General features: G+C 68.0%; 22 protein-coding genes. 16 read left to right on the forward strand and 6 right to left on the reverse strand.

Features of this window, described 5'->3' with window-relative positions:
• Positions 1–89 precede the first annotated feature (89 nt).
• The 5 genes from infC to QX204_RS08470 all read left to right on the forward strand — a co-directional run bounded on the left by infC (position 90) and on the right by QX204_RS08470 (position 3,067).
• Positions 90–821 (forward strand): translation initiation factor IF-3, encoded by a 732-nt coding sequence (gene infC / locus QX204_RS08450; protein WP_056824840.1) that lies wholly within the window; start codon positions 90–92, stop codon positions 819–821.
• A gap of 29 nt (positions 822–850) precedes the next feature.
• Positions 851–1,048 (forward strand): 50S ribosomal protein L35, encoded by a 198-nt coding sequence (gene rpmI, locus QX204_RS08455; RefSeq protein WP_056824456.1) that lies wholly within the window; start codon positions 851–853, stop codon positions 1,046–1,048.
• 116 nt (positions 1,049–1,164) lie between these two features.
• Complete coding sequence (rplT, locus tag QX204_RS08460; RefSeq protein ID WP_019046423.1) at positions 1,165–1,551, forward strand: 50S ribosomal protein L20; 387 nt, start codon at positions 1,165–1,167, stop codon at positions 1,549–1,551.
• 35 nt (positions 1,552–1,586) lie between these two features.
• Positions 1,587–2,384 (forward strand): TrmH family RNA methyltransferase, encoded by a 798-nt coding sequence (locus QX204_RS08465; protein ID WP_301906023.1) that lies wholly within the window; start codon positions 1,587–1,589, stop codon positions 2,382–2,384.
• 92 nt (positions 2,385–2,476) lie between these two features.
• On the forward strand, positions 2,477–3,067 hold the full coding sequence (locus QX204_RS08470) for a DUF1707 SHOCT-like domain-containing protein (RefSeq protein WP_301906024.1): 591 nt from the start codon (positions 2,477–2,479) through the stop codon (positions 3,065–3,067).
• Positions 3,068–3,098: 31 nt separating this feature from the next.
• Here QX204_RS08470 and QX204_RS08475 read toward each other — a convergent pair whose 3' ends face one another.
• The gene (locus QX204_RS08475) at positions 3,099–3,671 is read right to left on the reverse strand and encodes a TetR/AcrR family transcriptional regulator (RefSeq protein ID WP_301906025.1); all 573 of its coding nucleotides are present in this window, start codon (positions 3,669–3,671) and stop codon (positions 3,099–3,101) included.
• Positions 3,672–3,771: 100 nt separating this feature from the next.
• Here QX204_RS08475 and QX204_RS08480 point away from each other — a divergent pair, with 100 nt between their 5' ends.
• Positions 3,772–5,205, forward strand: a complete 1,434-nt coding sequence (locus QX204_RS08480; protein WP_301906026.1) for a DHA2 family efflux MFS transporter permease subunit — start codon at positions 3,772–3,774, stop codon at positions 5,203–5,205.
• Here QX204_RS08480 and QX204_RS08485 read toward each other — a convergent pair.
• Positions 5,184–5,612, reverse strand: a complete 429-nt coding sequence (locus tag QX204_RS08485; RefSeq protein WP_301906027.1) for a hypothetical protein — start codon at positions 5,610–5,612, stop codon at positions 5,184–5,186. The two genes, QX204_RS08480 and QX204_RS08485, sit on opposite strands and share 22 nt — an antisense overlap.
• A gap of 779 nt (positions 5,613–6,391) precedes the next feature.
• Here QX204_RS08485 and pheS point away from each other — a divergent pair.
• From pheS to QX204_RS08535, 10 genes are all read left to right on the forward strand, one after another.
• Positions 6,392–7,498: a phenylalanine--tRNA ligase subunit alpha gene (gene pheS, locus QX204_RS08490; protein ID WP_301906028.1), complete on the forward strand. Its 1,107-nt coding sequence runs from the start codon at positions 6,392–6,394 to the stop codon at positions 7,496–7,498.
• A 19-nt stretch (positions 7,499–7,517) separates the two neighbouring features.
• Positions 7,518–10,019 carry a phenylalanine--tRNA ligase subunit beta gene (gene pheT, locus QX204_RS08495; protein WP_301906029.1) on the forward strand — a complete coding sequence of 834 codons (2,502 nt, stop codon included), beginning with the start codon at positions 7,518–7,520 and terminating at the stop codon, positions 10,017–10,019.
• Between the two features lie 130 nt (positions 10,020–10,149).
• Complete coding sequence (locus QX204_RS08500; RefSeq protein WP_301907951.1) at positions 10,150–11,544, forward strand: TerD family protein; 1,395 nt, start codon at positions 10,150–10,152, stop codon at positions 11,542–11,544.
• Positions 11,541–12,299: an alpha/beta hydrolase gene (locus QX204_RS08505; RefSeq protein ID WP_301906030.1), complete on the forward strand. Its 759-nt coding sequence runs from the start codon at positions 11,541–11,543 to the stop codon at positions 12,297–12,299. Before QX204_RS08500 ends, QX204_RS08505 begins: the two co-directional genes overlap by 4 nt.
• Before the next feature lie 39 nt (positions 12,300–12,338).
• Positions 12,339–12,839: a PspA/IM30 family protein gene (locus QX204_RS08510; RefSeq protein ID WP_301906031.1), complete on the forward strand. Its 501-nt coding sequence runs from the start codon at positions 12,339–12,341 to the stop codon at positions 12,837–12,839.
• Positions 12,840–12,886: 47 nt separating this feature from the next.
• Positions 12,887–13,912 (forward strand): hypothetical protein, encoded by a 1,026-nt coding sequence (locus tag QX204_RS08515; protein WP_301906032.1) that lies wholly within the window; start codon positions 12,887–12,889, stop codon positions 13,910–13,912.
• A 377-nt stretch (positions 13,913–14,289) separates the two neighbouring features.
• A complete protein-coding gene (locus QX204_RS08520; RefSeq protein ID WP_301906033.1) occupies positions 14,290–17,079 on the forward strand; it encodes a nitrate- and nitrite sensing domain-containing protein in 2,790 nt (929 codons plus the stop codon).
• A gap of 27 nt (positions 17,080–17,106) precedes the next feature.
• Positions 17,107–17,535, forward strand: a complete 429-nt coding sequence (locus QX204_RS08525; RefSeq protein ID WP_056824424.1) for a roadblock/LC7 domain-containing protein — start codon at positions 17,107–17,109, stop codon at positions 17,533–17,535.
• Positions 17,532–17,972, forward strand: a complete 441-nt coding sequence (locus tag QX204_RS08530; protein ID WP_301906034.1) for a DUF742 domain-containing protein — start codon at positions 17,532–17,534, stop codon at positions 17,970–17,972. Before QX204_RS08525 ends, QX204_RS08530 begins: the two co-directional genes overlap by 4 nt.
• 10 nt (positions 17,973–17,982) lie before the next feature.
• Positions 17,983–18,549 carry a GTP-binding protein gene (locus QX204_RS08535; RefSeq protein ID WP_301906035.1) on the forward strand — a complete coding sequence of 189 codons (567 nt, stop codon included), beginning with the start codon at positions 17,983–17,985 and terminating at the stop codon, positions 18,547–18,549.
• A gap of 18 nt (positions 18,550–18,567) precedes the next feature.
• On the opposite strand, the gene QX204_RS08540 is transcribed toward QX204_RS08535, so the two are convergent.
• From QX204_RS08540 to QX204_RS08555, 4 genes are all read right to left on the reverse strand, one after another.
• Entirely contained in the window at positions 18,568–20,097 is a 1,530-nt protein-coding gene (locus tag QX204_RS08540) for a hypothetical protein (protein ID WP_301906036.1), read from the reverse strand.
• On the reverse strand, positions 20,094–20,720 hold the full coding sequence (locus QX204_RS08545; RefSeq protein ID WP_301906037.1) for an AF_1327 family membrane protein: 627 nt from the start codon (positions 20,718–20,720) through the stop codon (positions 20,094–20,096). Before QX204_RS08545 ends, QX204_RS08540 begins: the two co-directional genes overlap by 4 nt.
• Positions 20,721–20,808: 88 nt before the next feature.
• Positions 20,809–22,194 carry a lipase family protein gene (locus QX204_RS08550; RefSeq protein WP_301906038.1) on the reverse strand — a complete coding sequence of 462 codons (1,386 nt, stop codon included), beginning with the start codon at positions 22,192–22,194 and terminating at the stop codon, positions 20,809–20,811.
• Positions 22,195–22,273: 79 nt separating this feature from the next.
• Positions 22,274–22,915: a TetR/AcrR family transcriptional regulator gene (locus tag QX204_RS08555; RefSeq protein ID WP_301906039.1), complete on the reverse strand. Its 642-nt coding sequence runs from the start codon at positions 22,913–22,915 to the stop codon at positions 22,274–22,276.
• Positions 22,916–22,922: the final 7 nt, after the last annotated feature.

Consider the following 22,922-nt stretch of genomic DNA (forward strand, 5'->3'; position numbering starts at 1 on the left):
CCGTGAGGGCTTCGGCTGTGGGCGATCGGTCGACATCGGGCCCCGTGGCGGAGAAATACCGCACCGGGGCTTTCGTGTTGAAACAGGGGTTGCAGTTATTGCGTGCGGTCGTTAAGACGACACCGCTTGACCTAGGAGGCCCCATCAGCACTGAGACCCGCATCAACGATCGCATCCGTGTTCCCGAGGTTCGTCTCATCGGACCCGGCGGCGAACAGGTTGGGATCGTGCGTGTTGAAGATGCACTACGCGTCGCGCTCGAAGCCGACCTCGACCTCGTCGAGGTAGCACCCGATGCCCGTCCGCCGGTCTGCAAGATCATGGACTACGGCAAGTTCAAGTACGAGACCGCGCAGAAGGCGCGCGAGTCCCGTAAGAACCAGGTCCAGACCGTGATCAAGGAGCAGAAGCTCCGTCCGAAGATCGACGACCACGACTACGAGACCAAGAAGCGCAACGTCGTTCGCTTCCTCGAAGCCGGGTCCAAGGTCAAGGTCACGATCATGTTCCGCGGTCGTGAGCAGTCGCGTCCCGAACTCGGCTTCCGGTTGCTCCAGCGTCTGGGCTCCGACGTGGCCGATCTCGGGTTCGTCGAGACCTCGGCCAAGCAGGACGGCCGCAACATGACCATGGTCCTCGCTCCCCACAAGGGCGCGAAGACGCGGGTGAAGGCCCAGCAGGACTCCTCGGCGCCGGCGGCGACACGTCAGCCGCTGCCGACCGGTCCCGCCAGTGCCGAACCGGCCGCGCTGGTCGAGACGGCCGCACCGGTCGAGCAGGCCGCGCCTGCCGAGCAGGCTGCGCCGGCCGACCCGCAGTAAACGATTTCAACGACTAGATAGAGGAATCCATGCCGAAGAACAAGACCCACAGCGGCGCCAAGAAGCGATTCAAGGTGACCGGCCGGGGCAAGCTGCTTCGTGAGCAGGCGAACCGTCGCCACCTCCTGGAGCACAAGTCCTCTCGCCGGACTCGTCGTCTGGAAGGCACGGAGTCCGTCGCTTCCGTCGACGTCCCCCGCGTGAAGCGGCTGCTCGGTCTCGCCTGACCTTTCCGGTCAGCTCGACCGTCGCAACCCGACGATTCCGCGGCCGGGATAACCGGACGCCGACAACTACCGAATTCGGGCGCCGCCGCGCCCCCAGATGATCAAGGACTACCAAAGTGGCACGCGTCAAAAGGGCCGTCAACGCTCAGAAGAAGCGCCGTTCCATCCTCGAGGCCTCCAAGGGCTACCGGGGCCAGCGTTCGCGCCTGTACCGCAAGGCCAAGGAACAGCAGCTCCACTCGCTGACCTACGCCTACCGCGACCGCAAGGCGCGCAAGGGTGACTTCCGCAAGCTGTGGATTGCTCGTATCAACGCCGCCGCGCGTCTGAACGACATCACCTACAACCGCTTCATCCAGGGCCTCAAGGCCGCGGGTGTCGAGGTCGACCGCAAGATCCTCGCCGAGCTCGCGGTCTCCGACGCCGAGGCCTTCGCCGGCCTGGTGGCTGTCGCCAAGGCCGCACTGCCGGCCGACGTCAACGCCCCGGCCACCGCTGCCTGAGCTTGACAACACATAGCGATCTGTCGGAACGACCCGTGGACGCGCTCTCCGAGCGCAACCCGCGGGTCGTTTCCGCTGTCAAGCTCCAGCGCGCGGCGCAGCGCCGCAAGTCCGGCCTGTTCCTCGCCGAGGGCGCCAACGCCGTGTCCGCCGCCCTGGAGACCGGTCGCGTCCGGGAGATCTTCTATTCACTCGCGGCCGCCGGCCGGGAGAACACGCTGATCGCCGGTGCCGCCGCCGACGGCGTCCGCACCACCCTGGTCAGCGATCGCGCCGCCGAACATCTCGGCGAAACCGTCACCGCGCCCGGCCTCGTCGCGGTGTGCGAACTCGTCGACGTGCCGCTCGGCGAGATCCTCGACCGTGGCCCGCGCATGCTCGCCGTCCCGGTCGAGATCGCCGAACCCGGTAACGCGGGCACCCTGATCCGGGTCGCCGATGCCGTCGGCGCCGACGGTGTGGTGCTGGCGGGCGAGACCGTCGACCCGCACAACGGCAAATGCGTGCGCGCCAGCGCGGGCAGCCTGTTCCACGTCCCCGTGGCTCGCAGCCGCGATATCACCGCGACGCTGGACGCGATCTCCGCCGCCGGCGTGACGATCCTCGCGACCGCCGCCACCGGTGAGGTCGACCTCGACGACGCCGACGACATCCTCAGCGGACCGGTCGCCTGGCTCTTCGGCAACGAGGCCCACGGCCTCGACCCCGCCGTCGCCGCCCGCGCCGATCACCGCATCCGCATCCCCATTCACGGCCGCGCCGAAAGCCTGAATCTGGCTGCGGCAGCGGCTATCTGCCTCTACGCCGGCGCACGCGTCCAGCACGCGAAGTAGGGCGAAGGGCCGCGCTCGGTATCGATCGCGCAGGGGTGGAAGCGGCACTAGACTCGATGAACGACGTCCTGCGCTACCGAGGAAGTGCTGCTATGCCCGCGACTCCCGATCCCGACGGACTGCGTCTCAGCGACGGTGAACGGACGCACGCGCTCGACGTGCTCGGCAAGCATTTCGCCGACGGGCGGCTCGACGTCGCAGAGTTCTACGACCGCTCGGGCACCGTCGCCGCCGCCCGCACCTTCGCGGAACTCACCGAACCGTTCCGCGGTTTGCCGGGCGGCGTGCCGCTGACCAGGCTGGACGGGCGGTTGCTCGCAGTGCCCACTGCCGACGACGCCGTGACGAAGAGCGGCGATGGACCGGTCGCGGTCTCCACCGCGGCGGCCGAACTCTCCGCCCTGCGTGCCCGCGGTGACATGGTCGCCTCGATCGACTGGATCATCGTCGGTATCACCCTGATCGGTTTTCTCGTGCTGCAGGTGATCGTCGGGTGGGACTACGCCTGGATCGTGTGGCCGTCGCTGATCATCACGCTGAGCATTCCGCGAATGATCCTGCGGTTCAGCGATTCCGACGAAAAGGTCTATGAGGATCTGAAGAAGACCGACAACGAGGCAAGGAAGAAGCGGCTGGCGGAGGCCGCGAAACGAATCCGGGAGCTGGAAAGCGGCCAGAAGTAGTCGGCCCCTCGCATCGCGGAGTGCGCAGGAGTCAGGATGATGGCGTGACAGCGCCGCCCAGGTCGGCGAGGATTTCGGTGGCCCAGGGGAGGGGGATCGCGTCGCTGCCCGCGACCTGCATCGCCGTCATGATGGTGAGCAGCATGCCGGTGGCGACGAAGTGGCGCGATTGCGAGGTATCGGCGCCGGTGAGTTCGCCGATCAGACGATAGATGCGCCCGAACCGCTCTCGCATGTGGTCGCCGATCGCCGGATCAGCGCTGGCGGCGGCGCCGTGCAGCAGGATGAGGGGCAGTTCGCGTTCGTTCAGGAAGATGTCGAAGCCGTTGCCGAGGGAGTGCAATGCCTCCGCGGTGTCGGCGCCCGGGGCGATCTCGGCGTCGCGGAACACCTGCTCGATGCGGGTGCACACCTCGAGCATGCAGGCGATGAACAACTGCTGCTTGGTCCCGAACAGGCGGATCACATAGGGCTGCGAAACTCCCGCCCGCCGGGCGATCTCGTCGGTCTTCGTTGCGGCATAACCAGTTTCGGCGAACGCGTGGATCGCGGCTTCGAGGACCTGGGCGCTGCGCTCGGTCGCGGTCATCCGGGTTCTCGTCATGGCGCCAGTGCCTCCTCGTTCGGTTGCCTCTTGACATGTTATCAGTCGATGCATAACCATGAGCATGTAGTTATCAGTCAATAACAACTAAGGGCTGGGCATGACGCAAACACTCGAATCCGGCGACGCGCACGCCGCCGAAGTGCCGCCGATCTCCGGGGCGAAGAACAAACCGCTCGGCGCGGTCATCGCCGCCGTCGGTATCCCGATGTTCATGGTGACGCTGGATAATCTGGTCGTCACCAACGCGCTGCCGGTGATCAAAGCCGAATTGGGAGCATCACTTTCGGACCTGCAGTGGTTCATCAACGCGTACACGCTGTCCTTCGCCGCGCTGCTGCTGTCGGCTTCGGCCCTCGGTGACCGGATCGGCCGACGCCGGGTGTTCCTGGCCGGTATCGGCATCTTCGTCGTCGCGTCCGGCGCGTGCGCGCTGGCCACCGAACCGTGGATGTTGATCGCGGCCCGTGCGGTGCAGGGCGTCGGTGGTGCGGCCGTGATGCCGTTGTCGCTCACCCTGCTCGCCGCCGCGGTGCCCGCGACGATGCGCAGCGCCGCGATCGGCATCTGGGGCGGCATCGCCGGTCTGGGTGTGGCGGTCGGGCCGGTCGTCGGTGGTGCGGTGGTCGACGGCCTGAACTGGCAGTGGATCTTCTGGCTCAATGTCCCGATCGGTCTGCTGGCGCTGCCGTTCGCCGCGCGTATGCTCTCCGAATCACGGGGCGCCGCAAGGAAACTCGACTACCTGGGTGTGCTGCTCTCGGCCGGTGGAGTGCTCGCGCTCGTGTGGGGTGTCATCCACGGTGCCGACGACGGCTGGACCGCACCGCAGGTGCTCACCGCCCTGATCGGCGGCGTCGCGCTGCTCGTCGCGTTCGTCGCCTGGGAAACCTACGTCACCGACCCGATGCTCCCGCTGCGCATGTTCAGATCCCGCGGTCTGAGCCTGAGCTTCATCGTGTCGTTCGGCTTCTCGGCCGGCGTCTTCGGCTCGATCTTCCTGCTCGCTCAGTTCTTCCAGGTGGTGCAGGGCTACTCGCCGCTGGAATCGGGCATCCGCACGATGCCGTGGACGATGGTTCCGATGGTCGTCGCGCCACTGGCCGGCTTGATCGTCGACCGCGTCGGCGCCCGAACGCTCATCGCGATCGGCCAGCTCTGCCTGGCGGTGTCGCTCGCCTGGATGGCGATGATCACCACCGCCGACGTCCCCTACCTCGCCTTCGTCGCCCCCTTCGTCCTCGGCGGCATCGGCATGGGTCTCACCTTCGCCCCCTCGTCCACCATCGTCATGGCCAGCGCTTCACCCGCCGATCAGGGCATGGCATCGGGCATCAGCAGCACCGTCCGCGAGGTGGGCGTGGCCATGGGCATCGCCGTGCTGGCCTCGGTGTTCGCCTCCTACGGCTCCTACACCGACCCCCAGTCCTACGTCGACGGGCTGGTTCCCGCGGTGTGGGTAGGCGCGGCTCTAGTCGCCTTCGCCGCGGTGGTAGCGGTTTTCCTTCCGCGTCACAGCGCGCCCGCGGAATAGTTACCGACCGCAGTCGGCTGCCCCGGCCGACTGCGGTTCGGCCGCACGACCACCTGCTGGGCATCGTCATAGATGACGGTTCCCGGCGCGTCGGACTCCCGCCGCTCCCATTCGATTCCGTGGGCGTCGAGAATCGCGAGATAGCCACCGACGCGCTCGATCATCGACACCGCGCTCGACTTGAACCACGAGGCCGCCCCCGGATGCAGGTCGCGGTCGTACACGTGTGGATCCACATCGCTCGGATTCGTCAGATTCTCACTGAACCAATCATTGCCCGAGCGCCGGAACCGCACCTCCTCGGCGCTCAACTGCCCCTCCATCCACAACCCGTTCACCAGCCCGAACACGCCTGGATAGCGGCCGTGCCGATCGGGCTGGGCGGCTTGGAACCGAATGTAGGACAAACCGGCCGCCGATCTGCCCCGACGGTCGCCGACCCCCGTCACCCGACACCGTCCGGGTGCTGCCCCTGCTCGGGGGCGGCCTCGCGCCGTTCGGGACGACGCGCGCACAAACTCTCCACGCGCGGAGACGAATGTCGCCCCGCGGGTCGTATCCCGAAGCCACACAACGCAAGACCGCTTCCAGGAGCGGTACGCCGGGCACGCCGCCCCTGCGGAGGCGTTGGATCGCAGGTCTGTTCAGCCATCGAGTCGTCCTGTTCTCGAGTCGAACACGCTGGTGTGTTTGATCATTTGGACGCGCCCCGAACCCATTCGGTTCCCTCCGATTCCGATCGCTTTCCGATTGCCCTGAGAAACAGACGATTTCGGGCTGGGCGCCACAGGCTGTACGGATCTCTCCGCACTTAACTGTGTGGTTGGGGCAGGTGGGCAACATGATGTGGTCGAGGGGTTCGGCTACCCCGCCGACTCGGCTGAGAACTGCTCGTCGTCGACCTGCTGGGAGTCGGTGCGGAAACTATCGCGGGTCGTGGGCTCGACGGTTGTCGACCGAGTCGCCCAATCGGCGGCGCGCAGAGTCGCGCGGCCCCGGACGGCTGCGTCAGTTCGGCGGCGGGCGGTCAGAGCTCAGCGCGCGAGTCGGTCGATCATCGTCCTGACCTGGACTGGTCGGTCCGCACTCGGACCCGTGGACCAGCGACGATCGGCTCGCGAGTAATCCGGATGAATCGCGCGAACCCCATCCCATAGGATTTACGCAGCACCGATGCGGGATGGCAATGACGCGCCCGCGAACCGATCCCCAGGGGAGAGTCGAGAAGATCGTGGCCGACGACAACAGCGGAGTCGAGCAAAACGCCTCTTTGACCGAGGAGGCACTCGCGGCAGCGGCGGCGGAGGCCGAGAAGGCGTTTGCCGCGGCGGCTGATCTGGATGCGCTGGCGGTCGCCAAGACCGACTTCATCGGCGGCAAGTCGCCGATCGCGCTCGCGCAGCGTGGGCTGGGCAGTGTGCCCAAGGAGGAGAAGGCCGAGGCCGGTAAGCGGGTCAACGTCGCGCGCAAGCGGGTATCGGACGCGTTCGAGGCGCGCCGTGCCGCGCTCTTGGCGGAGCGCGACCAGGCGGTGCTCATCTCCGAGAAGATCGACGTCACGCTGCCCGCCCGTCGTCAGCCCGTCGGCGCCCGGCACCCGATCACCGTCATCTCCGAGCAGATCGCCGACTTCTTTGTCGGGATGGGCTGGGAGGTCGCCGAGGGTCCCGAGGTGGAGACCGAGCACTTCAACTTCGACGCGCTGAACTTCCTGCCCGATCACCCGGCGCGCACCATGCAGGACACCTTCCACATCGCCCCGGAGGGTTCGCGCCAGGTGCTGCGCACGCACACCTCCCCGGTGCAGGTGCGGTCCATGCTCGAGCGTGAGGTGCCGATCTATGTCGCGTGCCCCGGTCGCACCTTCCGCACCGACGAGCTCGACGCCACCCACACCCCGGTGTTCTCCCAGGTGGAGGGTCTGGCGATCGACAAGGGCCTGACCATGGCGCACCTGCGCGGTGTCCTCGACGCGTTCGCGCAGGCCATGTTCGGCCCCGAGACCCGTACGCGCATGCGCCCGAACTACTTCCCCTTCACCGAGCCCTCGGCCGAGGTCGACGTGTGGTTCCCGAACAAGAAGGGCGGCGCGGGCTGGATCGAGTGGGGCGGCTGCGGCATGGTCAACCCGAAGGTCCTCATCGCCAGCGGCATCGACCCCGAGGTGTATTCCGGGTTCGCGTTCGGCATGGGCATGGAACGCACCCTGCAGTTCCAGACCACCATCGCCGACATGCGCGACATCGTCGAGGGTGATGTGCGGTTCACCCTGCCCTTCGGTATCCGGTCTTAGAGAGAGAGCGAAACGTCAAGTGCGAGTAGCACAGTCCTGGCTGACCGAGATCCTGCAGCGCACCACCCCCGAGTGGTCGGTGTCGGCGGAAGAGCTCGACGCGGGCTTCGTCCGGGTGGGTCTGGAAGTCGAAGAGGTCGACAAGCTCGAGCCGATCGGCGGTGACATCGACAAGCCGCTGGTCGTCGGTCGCGTCGCCGAGATCACCGAACTGACCGAGTTCAAGAAGCCGATCCGCTTCTGCAAGGTCGATGTCGGCAACCCCGAGTTGCAGGAAATCGTCTGTGGCGCACGCAATTTCGCGGTCGGCGACCTCGTCGTGGTCGTGCTGCCCGGTGGTGAGCTGCCCGGCGGGTTCAAGATCTCCTCGCGCAAGACCTACGGTCACACCTCCAACGGCATGATCTGCTCGGTCGCCGAACTCGGCATCGGCAAGGATCACGACGGCATCCTGGTGCTCGAGCCGGGCTCCGCGCAGCCCGGCGACGACGCGAATGTGCTGCTCGGCACCGATGACACCATCATCGAACTCAACATCACTCCCGATCGCGGCTACTGCTTCTCGGTACGCGGGCTGGCCCGCGAACTGGCGTGCGGCTTCGACCTCGAGTACGCCGACCCCGCTGTGCGCACGCTGCCCGAGGCCGAAGCGCTCGCCTGGGCGGTGCGCCTGGACGACGATTCGGACTGCACCCGCTTCGGCGCGCGCCGCGTCACCGGGATCGACCCGAACGCGGTGAGCCCGCTGTGGTTGCAGCGCAGGCTGATGCTGTCGGGCATGCGCCCGATCTCCCCGGCCGTCGACGTCACCAACTACGTGATGCTCGAGCTAGGTCAGCCGCTGCACGCCTTCGATGCGGCGAAGCTGCACGGCGGCCTGGTCGTTCGCTCGGCGCACAAGGGCGAGACCCTGCGCACCCTCGACGACACCGAGCGCACCCTCGACGCCGAGGACGTGGTGATCGCCGATGATTCCGGCGTGATCTCCCTCGCCGGTGTCATGGGTGGTGCGAGCACCGAGGTCGGCGCCGAGACCACCGATGTGGTCCTGGAAGCCGCCGTCTGGAACCCGTTGCGGGTGTACCGCACCTCGCGCCGTCACAAGCTCTCCTCGGAGGCGGGCAAGCGCTACGAACGGGTCGTCGATCCCGAGATCAATATCGCCGCGCTCGACCGCGCCGCGACCCTGCTCGCCGACATCACCGGCGGCACCATCGAATCCGCGCTCACCGACATCCGGGTGCCCCTGGAGCCGGTCGCGCCGATCGCGATGGACATCGACCTGCCCGACCGCGTCGCCGGCGTCACCTACCCGGCGGGCACCTCCGTGCGCAGGCTCGCCCAGATCGGCGCGGGCGTCGAGATCGAGGTCAACGACGCGGGCAAGACCCAGCTGCTGGTGACCCCGCCGAGCTGGCGCCCCGACCTCGCCCAGCCCGCCGACCTGGTCGAAGAGGTCCTGCGGCTGGAAGGGCTCGAGCAGATCCCGTCCATCCTGCCGACCGCACCCGGCGGCCGCGGTCTGACCGCGCAGCAGCGGCGACGTCGTGCGGTGAGCCGGGCGCTGGCGTTCGCCGGCGCCGTCGAGGTGCCGCCGCCCGCCTTCCTGCCCGGTGGGGTGTTCGAGGTGTGGGGTCTGGACGCCGACGACCCGCGTCGCAACACCACCCGCGTGCTGAACCCCCTCGACAGCGACCGCCCCGAACTGGCGACCACGTTGCTGCCGGGCCTGCTGGAAGTGGCCATCCGCAATATCTCCCGCGGTGCGCGCGACCTGACCATCTACGGCATCGCCCAGGTGGTGCGGCCCGGCGCGCAGACCCACTCGGTCGAAGCGCTGCCGGTGGATCGTCGTCCCACCGACGAGCAGATCGCCGAGCTCAAAGCCTCGCTGCCCGCCCAGCCGGTGCACGTGGCCGCGGTGCTCAGCGGCAAGCACGACCCGCGTGGGCCGTGGGGGCCGGGCCGTGCGGCCGAGGCGGCCGACGCCTTCGCGCTGGTCGACGACATCGCCGACGCGGCCGGAATCGTCATCGAACGCCGATCCGCCAACTACCTGCCGTGGCATCCCGGCCGCTGCGCCGAACTGCTCGTCGACGGTGTGGTCGTCGGTCACGCGGGCGAACTGCATCCGGCTGTCCTGGAGCGTGCCGGTCTGCCGCCGCGCACCTGCGCGCTGGAAGTCGATCTCGACGCCCTCCCGCTGAACGAGTCCCTGCCCGCCCCGACGATCTCGGCCTTCCCGGCCGTCCTGCAGGACGTGTCGATCAGCGTCGAGAAGACCGTGCCCGCCGCGCAGGTGGAAACCGCGCTCCGCACCGGCGGTGGCGACCTGCTCGAAAGCATCGCCCTGTTCGACGTCTACGAAGGCGCCCAGGCAGGCGAGGGCCGCAAATCCCTCACCTACGCCCTGCGCTTCCGTGCCCCCGACCGCACCCTCACCGAAGACGAGGCGAGCGCCGCCCGCGACGCCGCCGTCGCCTCGGCCACCACCGCCGTCGGCGCCGAACTGCGCGGCTGATCCGCACTCGACACCCGAAGGCCGTCCGGCTCCACCGGGCGGCCTTCGTCGTGAGTGCTTGTCCCTCGCGCCAGATCGCGGGGGAGTAGGGGCGACGGGTCGGGCGCGGGATAGGTTGGACGGTGTGTCGATGATGAAAGGCGCCAATGTTGCGGTGCCTGCCTCCGCGGTCCGCGTCGAATTGGGTTGGCAGTCGGGGCAGGGTGTGCCCGATGCCGATGCCTCCGCGTTGCTGCTCGCCGGGGCTAAGGTGCGCTCCGATGACGACTTCGTGTTCTACAACCAGGCCGTGCATCCCTCGGGGGCCGTTCGGTACGAAGGAAAACAGCAGGGGCAGAACGTTGTCGACGCCCTGTCGGTGAATCTCGGGCAGGTCGAGCCGCAGATCGAGACGATCGTGCTCGCCGCCTCCGCCGACGGGGGAACGTTCGGGCAGTTCCGTGGGCTCTACATCCGGGTGATCGATGCCGCCAACGGCGCCGAGGTCGCGCGCTTCGACAGCAGCGGGGCGACCACCGAAACCGCCTTCGTGCTCGGTGAGCTGTACCGACGCCAGGGTGCGTGGAAATTCCGCGCGGTCGGGCAGGGCTACGACAGCGGATTGGCCGGGCTCGCTACCGATTTCGGCATCTCCGTCGACGATGCCCCCGCGGCACCGCCCGCGCCCCCGCAGCCGCAGGGACAGTCGGTCGCCTCTGGCCGGCCGAACCAGCAACAGTCCTACGCACCGCCGACGCAGCCGTTCATCCCGGCGCCGCAGCCGAACCGGCCCGTCACTCCACCGCCCACGCCGCCGACTCCCGCTTTCCCGCCGAATCAGTACACGCCGCCGCCGCAGTCTCACGTCCCGCCGTCGCAGCAACCCCAATTCGCCCCGCCCCCACCACCTCCGGTCAATCTGGCCAAGGTCTCGCTCACCAAAGAAGCCCCGTCTGTCTCGCTGACCAAACACGGCGCCACCGGCGGCGTCATGCGCGTGAATCTCAACTGGACCTCGATGGCCGCCACCGGCCGTCTGTTCGGCAAACTCCGCGGCAAGAACATCGACCTGGACCTGTGCTGCTTCTTCGAACTGGTCAACGGCGCCATCGGTTCCGTGCGAGCCCTCGACCGCCGCTTCGGCGCCCTCTACGAACCGCCGTTCATCCACCTCGACCAGGACGACCGCACCGGCGCCAGCATCACCGGCGAGAACCTGTCGGTGAACCTCGACTACACCCAGTTCATCCGGCGCATCCTCGTGTTCGCCTCGATCTACGACGGTGCCAGCGATTTCCGCAATGTGCACGCCACCGTCACCCTCACCACGGTGAATTCCGCGCCCATCGAGATGACGCTCGACGGCTGCACCGACAACTCCCGCGACGCGGTGCTGTTCGTGCTGGAGAACGTCAACGGCGAGTTCGTGGTACGGCGTGAAGGCGCCTTCGTCCGACCGCCCGCCGGTCAACCGGGTGGTGGCGTCGTGGAGATCGCCCGCCTCTACAACTGGGACTTCGGTTTCCAGGCAGGTCGCGGCAAGTGATCCGCCACCCCGCGACCCGCGTTCTCAACGCGCTGGTCTACCACCCCGAGAAACACCTCGCCCAGACCCCGGCGGCACAGGGTCTGGACTACCGCGATCTGACCATGCGCACCGCCGACGGCATCGAGGTCCACGGCTGGTTCGTGCGCGCCGAGCGCCCACGCGGCCACATCCTCTACGCGCACGGCAACGCGGGCACCATCGGCGACCGCGTCTCGATCATCGCGCTGCTGGTCGAAGCCGGTTTCGACGTCCTGGCGTTCGACTACCGCGGCTTCGGCCGCAGCACGGGCACCCCGAGCGAACAGGGCACCTACCTCGACGCCAGAGCCGCCCGCCGAGCCTTGCTCGACCAACCGGAGGTCGATCCCGAGCGGGTCTACTACCTGGGCAAATCCCTCGGCGGCGGGGTGCTGCTCGAACTGGCGGGCGAATATCCGCCCGCGGGCATGATCCTCATGTCGACGTTCAGCGGCATGCGCGCCGCCGCGCGTTCGGTCTACCCGTTCCTGCCCGCCCCGCTGATCCCGAACGCGTACCCGAGCCTGCGACACATCGCGAACCTGCGCGTCCCGGTGCTGATGATGCACGGCGACCGCGACGAACTCCTGCCACTGCGCCACGCCGAACGCCTGTACGCGGCGGCACAGGACCCGAAACAGCTGATCGTGGTCCCCGGCGCGGGCCACAACGATGTGATCGACACCCTCGGCGCCGAGTGGGCGAAGATCATCGCCGACTGGGCGGCGCGATAACGCTGGTCGGCGGTCACCGATGCTGCGTAGCCTGGCGGTATGAGCGAAACGAGCGAACTCCTCGGCCGCATGGCCGCGCTACCCGACCACGAGCTGGTTTCGGTGCTGCGCGCCGCGGTCGCCGGACGTCCCGGGCTCGTCGCGGTCGCCGCCGCACTGGCCCAGGCCGACATCGGTCATGCCGATACCGGATCACCTGTGACTCTGGACACCGATGTCGTCGACGCCGATGTGGTGCCCATCGCATCCGGGCAGGTCGGAGGCGCGATCCCGGTACCGCCGGTACCGTCCGGACTGCCGGTGACCGGCGCACCTACCGCCACCGGCGGATATTCCACTTCCGGAGTGCCGACATTCGACTCGGTTCGGGATAAGGTCGAGCAGCGTTTCGGCACCGCGCAGGGAATGGACGAGCTCGACCGGCAGACTCCCGCGGGGCGGAGCGTCGACGAACAATGGGAGGCGCGGGAAAAGGCCGCGCGTGAGCGGCTGGATCAGATCCGGAAATCGGTGCAGGGCAACGATTCCGGCGACAAGTAGCCACGCGTCCTCCCCTCCAGCAACGACCGTGATGGGTGGACACACAAATGACGCAGGCGCGCCAGATTGCCGACCGACTGCTCGACGCGCAGGTGGAATTCCTGCTCGCCGAGGTGACCGGTGACCGGTTTGCCGAGGTGATCGCCCGCGACGTGGCCGCCGTGCTGGCGGTCGGCGAGACGATTCGGTTCGGCGACGTGGTCTCCCTCGAGCAGGGCGAGCAGACGGTGGCCACGGTGTTCGACCGCATCGGCGGCAGCCCCGTGATCGCCGATACCGTCGGCATCTTCTCCGACGCGATCTACGACCACATCGCGTCGAACACCGAATACACCCTCGGCGACGTCGTCGACCGCGAACCGGTGGAAGCGCTGCTGGAGAAGATCTTCGGCATGCACCAGGCGCAGGAGCGGATCCTGGACCGGCTCACCGAGAGCCCGCTCGTCGCCACCGTGGCCTCGCGTTTCGTCGACAAGCTGATCGGCGACTTCATGCAGGCCAATCGTGAACGCGCCGAGAAGATTCCGGGCGTCTCCTCGCTGATGTCGCTGGGTCAGACCGCGGCCAATCGGGCCAAGAAGGTCGCGGCCGACAGCACCTTCGTCGGTGACCTCGCGGGCAAGGGCGCGCTGTTCGCGCTCAAGCGCACCAACAACGCGATCCGCGACATGCTGCGTGACGCCCCGGTGCACTCGGCCGCGATGGAATTCTGGGACCTGCACGCCGACGAGCCCGTCGCGGGCCTGCGCGAATACCTCACCCAGAAGGACCTCAACGAACTGGTCCAGATCTGCTACGAGATCGCGGTGACGACCAGGGAGAAGGAGTACTTCGGCCTGCTCGTGCGCGAATGCGTCGAGGTGTTCTACACCAAGTACGGCAACCACACCCTCTCGGCGATGCTGCCCGAACTCGGCCTCGACGCCGACGACATCAGTGCCGAGATCCTGCGCTACGGTCCGGCCGTCATCGAGGCCGCCAAGCGCAACGGGGTGCTGGCCGGGCTGATCAGGGAGCGCCTGGAGCCTTTCTTCTACTCGGATCAGGTGCTGGGAATTCTCGGCGGCGAGTAATTCCGCGAATACCGTTTGGCAATGCGAATCGACCGATTCGACTTTGCTTTTCGATTTGCGCGCCATCGTCGCAACTGGTATCGAGTCCAGCATTCGAATTGTCCCGCTGAGCATCCGCGTCAAATGTGTTGCGCGTCACGATCTCTGGTGACCTGTATGTATCCGTCAGTGAACCGGTCGGCCAACTCGCTGACGATACGACTGTGAGCATTCGGCTACACGAAGCCCGCTGGATTTCCGGCATGTTTAGATCAGTGCACGAATTGCTGCTTTACACCGTTCCGCATTGACCGCGCACCGCGCGGAGTGCAAGTTTGCACCTGACTTTCCGTGGGCCACCGCGACCGACGTTGCGGTGGCATTGCAAAGGAGTAGGTGTGCGTGCACGTTCCCGGCCGAACCCGACCGGAACTCGATCGGACGGTGACGCTCGAGGGCGGCGGCCCGGCGCCGGGCTGATCCGGCCGCGCACCATCTCCGGTCAGCTCGCCCGGATCCTGGTGGTGTCGCTGGTGTTGGTGCTCGCGCTGCTCGGGCTGACCATGGCGACACAGGTCAGCGCCTACCGTCGCAGCGGGGAAGCCGTGGACGCCGTGGCGGTCGCGCTGGCGGCGCAGGACCTCGTGCAGCAGGTGCAGCGTGAGCGAGGGCTGAGCAACGGTTTGCTCGGCGGTGATCAACGCCTGCGTCAACCCGTCACCGACCAGCGTGCGGGCACCGACGCCGCCCTGCGCGCCCTGGTGAACGCCATCGTGGGCGAGCCGCCCGGTGCGGGGGAGGTGCGCTCGGCGCTGGGCCATCTGGCGGGGCTGCCCGCGATCCGTTCCCAGGTCGACAATCGTAATGTCACCCGGCAGGCGGCGTTCCAGTTCTACACCGACGGCATCGACGCGCTGAACCGTCTCTCGCTCGGGCTGGACCAGGCGCGTGACCCGGCCGTCCGGCACGGCCTGCAAGCGCTCTACGCCCTCGGCGACGCGAAGGAATTCACGGCCCGCGAGCGCGGGTTCCTCAACGGCGTTTTCGCCGCCGGGGAATTCGCGTCGGGGGAGTACGTGCAGTTCCTCGACATCCGGGCCGCCCGCAATGCCGCGCTCACCGCCTTCGGCCACGACGTGACGCCCGCCCAGCAGGCTCGGCTCGACGCGGTACTGGCGAGTGAAGACGCCATGCGGGCAACCGAATCGGAGAACATCGCGATCGCCTCGACGCTGGGACCACTGACCCAGCCGGTCGACCCGGCCATGTGGTGGGCACAGATGACCGCGGTCATCGACGAGCAGCGGACCGTGCAGCAGGTCATCGGCGACGACGTCGGCACGCGGGCGGAGAAGCTCCGTCTGGACGCCGCGCTGATGCTGGCCGCTTTCGCCGCGGCCGCGCTGTCGGCGATCGCGGCCGAGTTCGCGCTCGTCCTCGCCAGCATCAGGGCCATCGTCCGCCCCCTGGCCCGGTTGGCCACCGAGGCCGACGATGTCGCCTCCACGCGACTGCCCGAGGTGATCGAAGCCTGGCACAGCGCCGCCGACGCCCATCCGGATCCGCCCGCGCCGGTGCGCACGCCGCGCGGTGCGAGCATCGAGATCGCCGCTGTCGCGAGCGCGTTGGACCGGGTGCAGACCACCGCGTTCGACCTCGCCTCCGAGCAGGCGCTGGTGCGGCGCAACACCACCGAATCGATGGCGAACCTGGCCCGCCGCAATCAGAACCTGGTGCGGCGTCAGCTGGGATTGATCAGTGAGTTCGAGCGCGAGGAACTCGACCCGAAGGCACTGTCGAACCTGTTCGAACTCGACCACCTGGCCACCCGCATGCGGCGCAACGCCGAAAGCCTGCTGGTGTTGGTCGGCGAGGCCAGCCCCCGGCGATGGGCCGAACCGATCGCGCTCACCGACGTGATCCGCGCCGGTCTGTCCGAGGTCGACGACTACCGGCGGGTGGTGCTGCGCCGGATCGACGACATCGCGGTGACCGGCGCCGTTGTCAGCGAACTCGCGCACATCCTGGCCGAACTCATCGAGAACGGGCTCGCTTTCTCCCCGCCCGATCTCGAAGTCGAGGTGTACGGCCGCAAGGTGGCGGGCGGCTACCTGCTCGCCGTCGTCGACCACGGTGTCGGCATGCCCGCCGAACAACTCGCCGAAGCCAACGCCCGGCTGCGCGGCGAGCAGGACTTCATCGTCGCCTCCACCCGCTACCTCGGCCACTACGTGGTCGGTCGACTGGCGGGTCGACTCGGCATCGACGTGGAACTGAATACGTCGCCGGTCAGCGGCATCGTCGCCCGCTTACTCCTCCCGCCGTCGCTACTCGCCGACGAAAAGGCCGGGCAGACAGGTGATTCGAGAAACGGGGCCACCCGAGGCTCCGGCGTGGGTACGGGCTCGGCGGACCTCGTGGCGCCGGCGCACGATGCCACCGTCGTGGTGGACGCGCATTCGGCCGGTGCCGAGGCAACACCGACGCGCAACGGTGCGGTCGCCACGGGCAGGAGCGCGGTGGCGATCGCCGGGCATGGTGATGCCGCAGGCCACTCGGTGGGGCAGGCCCGCAACGGCGTCACAGCCGGCTCGACGACGCCGCGACGCCACGAGATCCCCGCCGGGGTGGCAGGTTCGGGTTCCTCCCGCTCCCTCCCCGGCGACGGCGCCACGTGGCCCGGCACCAACGGCCGACCTCGGCACAGCCGCGACGCCGAGTCCGGACCGAGCAGTGACTACGGTCAGACCTCGGCGAACCATTCGTCCAACGACTCCGTCTACGTGCAATTCCTCAGCAGCGCACCTGATTCCGCGCACTCACCGCGCGACGGTGTGGTCCGTAACGGATCATCGGCCGACGATAGCCACAGCGCGGCGATTCCGGAGCGTTCCGAGGGAGCCCCCCGAGGCCACAACGGCTCGACGCTAGAGCAGCCGCGCGAGCTACCCGCCGGTGCCCCTGCCGTCGAACGCACACGCAACGGCCTGGTCAAACGCAGCAAACGCGCCAAGATCACCGGCGCACCGGAGCGACCCCGCCGCGATCCGACCGTCGAGCAGGCCCGGCCGCCGGTCGTCGAACGGACCCCCGACCAGACCCGCAGCATGCTCTCCTCGTTCCGCACCGGCCACGAACGCGGCGGCGAGACCGAATCCACCGCCACCCCACTCGATCCCACCCGCTGACGATCGGACCAGACCCAAGGAGACCCGGTGACCACCCACCTACCGACCACCGATCCGCACACCTTCAACTGGCTGCTCGGCAACTTCGTCCGCAACACCGACGGCGTGCGCGACACCGTCGCCGTCTCCTCCGACGGATTGCTGATCGCGATGTCGGACGGGCTCGACCGCACCGGCGCCGACCGGCTCGCCGCGATGGTCTCGGGTCTGTCCAGCCTCGCCCGCAGTGCCTCGCGCAGTTACGATTTCGACGGTCTGAAGCTGATCATGATCGAGATGAAGCGCGGCTTCCTGCTGGTGTCGGCACTGGGCGACGGCAGCTGCCTCGGCGTGATCGCCGACGGCGGTTGCGATGTCGGCCTGGTCGGCTACGAGATGGCCGTCCTCGCCGAACGCGCCGGATCACTGCTCGACCCGCTGCTGATCAGCGAATTGCGAGAGTCGCTGCGCAGATGAGAGATCCCGATCTCCCGCGGCTGCCCGACCCGCGCATGATCCCGATGAGCCGGCCCGCGGGCTGGCGTGGCCCCCTGCCGTCGGTGCCGGTGACCCCCACCGCCCACGACGACGTCGACGACCGCTTCGTTCGCCCGTTCGTGCTCACCGCGGGCCGCACCGTCCCGGTGCTGGACGGCCTGCGCATCGAAACCCTCGTCCAGGCACCGCCGTCCGCGCTGTCGGCGCCGCTGCGGTTCGAGGAGCGCACCGTTGTGCAGCTGTGCCTGACACCGCACTCCATCGCCGAAATCGGGGCCGCCCTGCGTGTTCCGATCGGCATCGCCAAGGTGATCGTCAGCGATCTGGCAGCGGCGGGACATGTCACCGTCCGTGACGCGCCCGAACTGTCGACCGCCGCCATCGAGAGGATCCGCGACCTTGTCCGCGCACTTTAAGGCACCAGCAATGCCGTCTTCGGTGAAGATCGTGGTCAGCGGCGGCTTCGGCGTCGGGAAGACCACCTTCATCGGCGCCATCTCCGAGATCGAGCCGTTGGTCACCGAAGCCTCGATGACCGAGGTCTCCCTCGGTATCGACGATCCCGGTCATCGCGCCGAAAAGACCGCGACCACAGTGGCTTTGGACTTCGGTCGCATCACCCTCGAGCAATCCCTGATCCTCTACCTGTTCGGGACGCCCGGTCAGGACCGGTTCGTGTTCCTGTGGGACGACCTGGTCGACGGCGCTCTCGGCGCGGTCATCGTCGTCGACACCGGCCGGGTGGAGGACTGCTATCCGGTCCTGGACTACTTCGAAGAACACCACACGCCCTTCGTCGTGGTGGTCAACCGCTTCGCCGACGCCACTCGCTTCGACCTCGGTGAGGTTCGCGAGGCCCTCGGCCTCGACGACTGGATCCCGGTGCTGGACTGCGATGCCCGCGACCGCGACTCCGTCCGTGATGTCCTCGTCGCGCTCCTCGAGCAGGTTCTGCTGCACCGCGTCCAACCCCGCCACCGGGAGGTGAGCTGAGTCCACCCCCGGCGGTGATCAGCGCCGAATCAGGGTGAGATCCGACAGAGCCAGATGAAACCGCGCGTCGGTGACATCGACGGAGGTATCGGTGAACCTGTGCCCGCCCAGCGTGTTCCGCACGAAATCACGGACGGTGGGCGGCTGCGCATCCAACGTGGCCAGCAGTTCCCGCGACACCTCGACGGTCCCGTCGAAGAACCGCGGCTGACCGGTGATCCCGGGCTGCTGCGGCGTCTGGCGCAAGCCGTCGACGGTGTGCAGCACGACGTCGAGCCCGCTCCCGTCACCGAATTCGATCCGTAGCGGTGTGGGGGAGACGGCCGGATCGAAGGACTGGATCCGCGCGGTCCGCCCCTGGGGCGAGACGCCCTGGTAGTCGTAGGGCGACACGGGACCGAGCGTCTCCCGCGCGCGGTTCACCGGCGAGTTCTCCAGCACCGCACCGGAAAGCGGCTGATCGGTGGCGACGAAGCTCCACGACTCGTCGGTGAGCATCTTGCGCCAGAACCCGGTCCGGCCACCGTCGCGACCTTCGGCGCGCAACTCCCGCGCCGCCGAGCCGGGCCCGGTCCGGTGCACGGAGATCCGGTCGGTGATCTCGCCGGGCACCTTCGGCTGCGCGACCCAGTCCGGTGCGGGCAACTGGATGGCCGCGAAGCGGGGGTCGATGCGCTCGGAGAGCATGTCCGGCGCTTCGGGCAGGCCGCGCTGGTCTTCGTAGGAGTAGCGGAAGAAGACCTTGTCCGCGCCGGAGATGTCGAAATCGTAGAGGCGCGTGTAGAAGTCGCCGTACCGGTTGACCACCATCGAGGTCGACGCGCTGGTGGACAACGCGACGGCCTGGAACCGCCCACCGAGCGGAGTGCCCATCTCGTAGCTGTGATCCACCGGCAGCCACGGGTCGACGTACTGGATCCGCTGACCGCCGTGGGTCAGCGCGAACACATGCGACACCTTCGCGCCGCCGACCGGATGCTCGTTGCCCGCGGTGTCGGTCCACCGGTGATCTTCGTCGGGCGAGAGCACCGACCACGACCAGGTCGAGGCGCCGGGCGGCAAGGTGTTGCCGGGGCCGGTCCACAGCGGAGTGCCGTAGCGGCTGCTCCAGTTCCAGTCCGCGGGGGCGCTGAGCGCGTGGTCCATCGTGATGAACCGGCCGTCGCGGTCGATCATCATCACTTCGTCGTCGTCGGCCGAGACGCCGGTGATCGTGCCCGCCAGGCAGCCCGGCAGTGCGACCGTGCGCCAACCACCCAGGGCAGCAGCCTCTTTCACATACGCCTGACCGTCGCGCGCGGCGAAGCTCCAGCGCCGGTTGAACGACTCGGTGGTGGTGCGCAGATGCACCTGCTCGGGGAGCGCGACCGTCGCCGGGGTGAACGCCGCGAGGCCGGCGGTGGATTCGTCGACTGTCACCTCCGGCGTGCCGACGGTACCCACCGGCAGGCACCCCGGGTCCGCCACTACCGCCGATTGTGTTGTCACCCCGGCGAATACCAGCCCGGCCGCCGCGATCAGCGCCGAGCGCCGGAGCCGGCGCCTCACAGCCACCCCGCCGCGCCGAAACCGATGAGAGCGATCGCGTCGATCCCGAAGATGGCGCCGACCACCAGCGCTTTGCTTCGCACGCTCGGCAGATCGTGCACGAAGAAGCAGGCCGCGAAGAACGGCACGTACCCGATGATCCAGATCAGGAACGGGAAGCTCGGCTGCCACCACGACCAATCCCAGGTGAGAACTCCCGCCTTGTTCAGCAGGACCTCCACACCCACTGCCGCGACCGAGTTGAGCGCGATGAGCACCGGTCGGTTCGGCAACCCGAAGATCCGGGTCTGCTTGGGCGGCAACATCTTCGCCGCCGCGATGCCCATGATCGCGAACATGAAGCAGATCTCGATATTCAGCCCGATCAGGATCTGATAGGCCGTCGGTCCGCTCGCCGCCCAGACCGGAGCCCGCTCGGTGAAGTGGAAGACCAGCGCGTTCCAGATCTCGTTGAACCAGTCCATGCCCCACAGCGCGAGCCCGGCGAACAGCACATTCCAATTACGCCGCTCGACCTCGACCGCGTAGATGTAGACGACCAGGAGCAACAGCGGAATGACATACCACTTGAACTGGCTCGCATCGCGAAGAATCTCCAGCGCGGCCCGGGCGTTGTCGGTCAACGGGGCACCTCCTGCTCATGATCGACGAACCCGGCGAGTATGATACAAATCGACGTCAAACGTCAATGTGTATCGCCGAGTTGACGAGTCAGCGGCTACCGAGCGGCATGCCGAACAGGGAGGCGAACTTCGCGGCGAGCGAGTCGCCGAGGAAGTCGAGGGCGCCGGGGGTGGCGGCCATGGTGCCCGCGTCGGAAATGGTGCAGCCGGTGGGAGCCGCGACGCCGTCGAGGCGGTCGCGGAGCCAGAGCAGCGCGGCCGGACCGCCGACCACTTCGGCGACGATGTGCTCGCTGGCGTGGTCGCGGGTGTAGGTCAGCGACGTGTTCGGATCGCGGCAGTAGGTGTCGACCAGGGTGTCGGTGGCGGCGAGCGGCAGGATCTCGTCCCACGCGGAATGCCAGACGAACAGCGGCATATCGGGGACCGACTTGCCCATGCGGGTGTCGGCGAGCATGGCCGCGACCGGCGGATCATCGAGGGGATTGCCGTCGGAGCCGATCATGCCGGTCAGATTCAGGCCCGGCAGCAGCGCTGACTGATATTGCACGCACAGCGGCGATTTGATCGCGGTCAGCGCTTTGCCGAGCGGGTCGAGCCGTTCGTCGAGATAGGCGGCGAAATCGGGGTACTCGCGGGTGAGCCCGAGAACTGCGGCGAAGACGAGACCCGAGGTGAGCTGGTTGTTCGCCATGGTCAGGGCGGCACTGAGATCGGCGCCGACGCCGCCTTCGGCCGCGCCGACGATGTTGAGTTCGGGCGCGTAGGTGCTGCGCAGTTCGGCGGCATGGCCGGTCGCGATGGAACCGCCGGAGTAGCCGTAGAGCCCCACCGGCGCGGTCGGTCCCGCCTCGAGCGGGGCGAAGCTGGTCGCCGCGCGGATGCCGTCCAGGGTGATCCGGCCTGCCAGCGGTCCGGCCGCGTAGGCCGAATTCGGACCCTGATGGTCCGGGACGACCACGGCCCAGCCCTGCGACAGCGCGGCTTGCGCGAACAGGAATTCGGCGGGCACCACGATCTGGCCCGCCACCGCGGCCACCGAAAGATGTTGCAGCGCATAGGACGGCGCGCAGTAGCCCGCGGTCGAGTCCTCGGCCAGCTGTACCGACAGCAGCTTGCGCGGCGAGGGCGCCTGCCCGCGCGGTTTGATCAGGGTGGCGACCGCGGGGATCGCCTCGTCACGACTGTTGTTGGATCGGTACGACACCTGCCAGGCGTCGACATCGATCGGCAGCAGGCCGAAATCGGCGATCCGAACCTGTCGAACCGCGATGATCGCGCCCGGCGCCGTCGCCGCTACGAGGTCGGCGGGCGGTAGGTAGAAGCCCGGATCCAACTCGGGCGGCAGCGGAATCACCGGCGGGGGCGGCGGGGCCGCCGGCTCGGCCGATACCGGCCCGGCCGTCACCACTGTTGCCGCCGCGAGCAAGCCGGTGGCAAGGGCGAGCCATCGCTGAACGAAAGGAGATCTCATCGCGCACAGTCCTCACATCTATTGAGACTCCTTCGTCTCAATTGCGGCAACTATGACATGAGTGTGGCGTGGATCGCAATCAGCTATCGGAGGGCGCCGCCGAGATCAGGCTGTTCAGGATGGTGGAGAAGACATCGACCAGCTCGTCGACGGGCGGTCGAGGGTCGTCCAGGCTCCATTGGTGGACGGCGCCGTTGACGGCGCCGATGAACGCCGCCATCGGCACCCGCCATCCGCCGGGTGGCATCCGCACCCCGTCGCGCCCGGCCGCGATCGCGGCGACCACCTCGCCCCATCGATCCCTGACCTGCGCCCGGTACTTCTCGATCTCGGGACTCACCCCGACGATGTCGACGAAAGCGACTTTGGCGCACCGGATGTCGTCGGTGATCGCCTTCGTGTACGCCCGCATCGCCGCGTCGACGAGTGCGCGCACATCGTCGGATTCCACCGTCGCCAGTGCCTCGGCCACCGCCGCCCCGGCCTTGTCCTGCACGGCGTCGTATACCGCGACGAGCAGTTCCTCGCGCCCGGCGAACTGTTCGTAGAACTGCCGACGCGACAACCCCGCGACCGCGCACACATCGGTCAGCGAACTGTTGGCGTACGACTTCTCCGCGAACACGGTCAGTCCCGCGTCGATGAACAGCGCCCGGCGCTCGACCTGTCGTTCGGCCACCGAGGTGCCGGTGTAGTTGTGTCGCGTCCGCCCAGATGTCACCCCATGA

The sequence above is a fragment of the Nocardia sp. PE-7 genome, assembly GCF_030486425.1.
Lineage (GTDB): Bacteria > Actinomycetota > Actinomycetes > Mycobacteriales > Mycobacteriaceae > Nocardia > Nocardia salmonicida_A.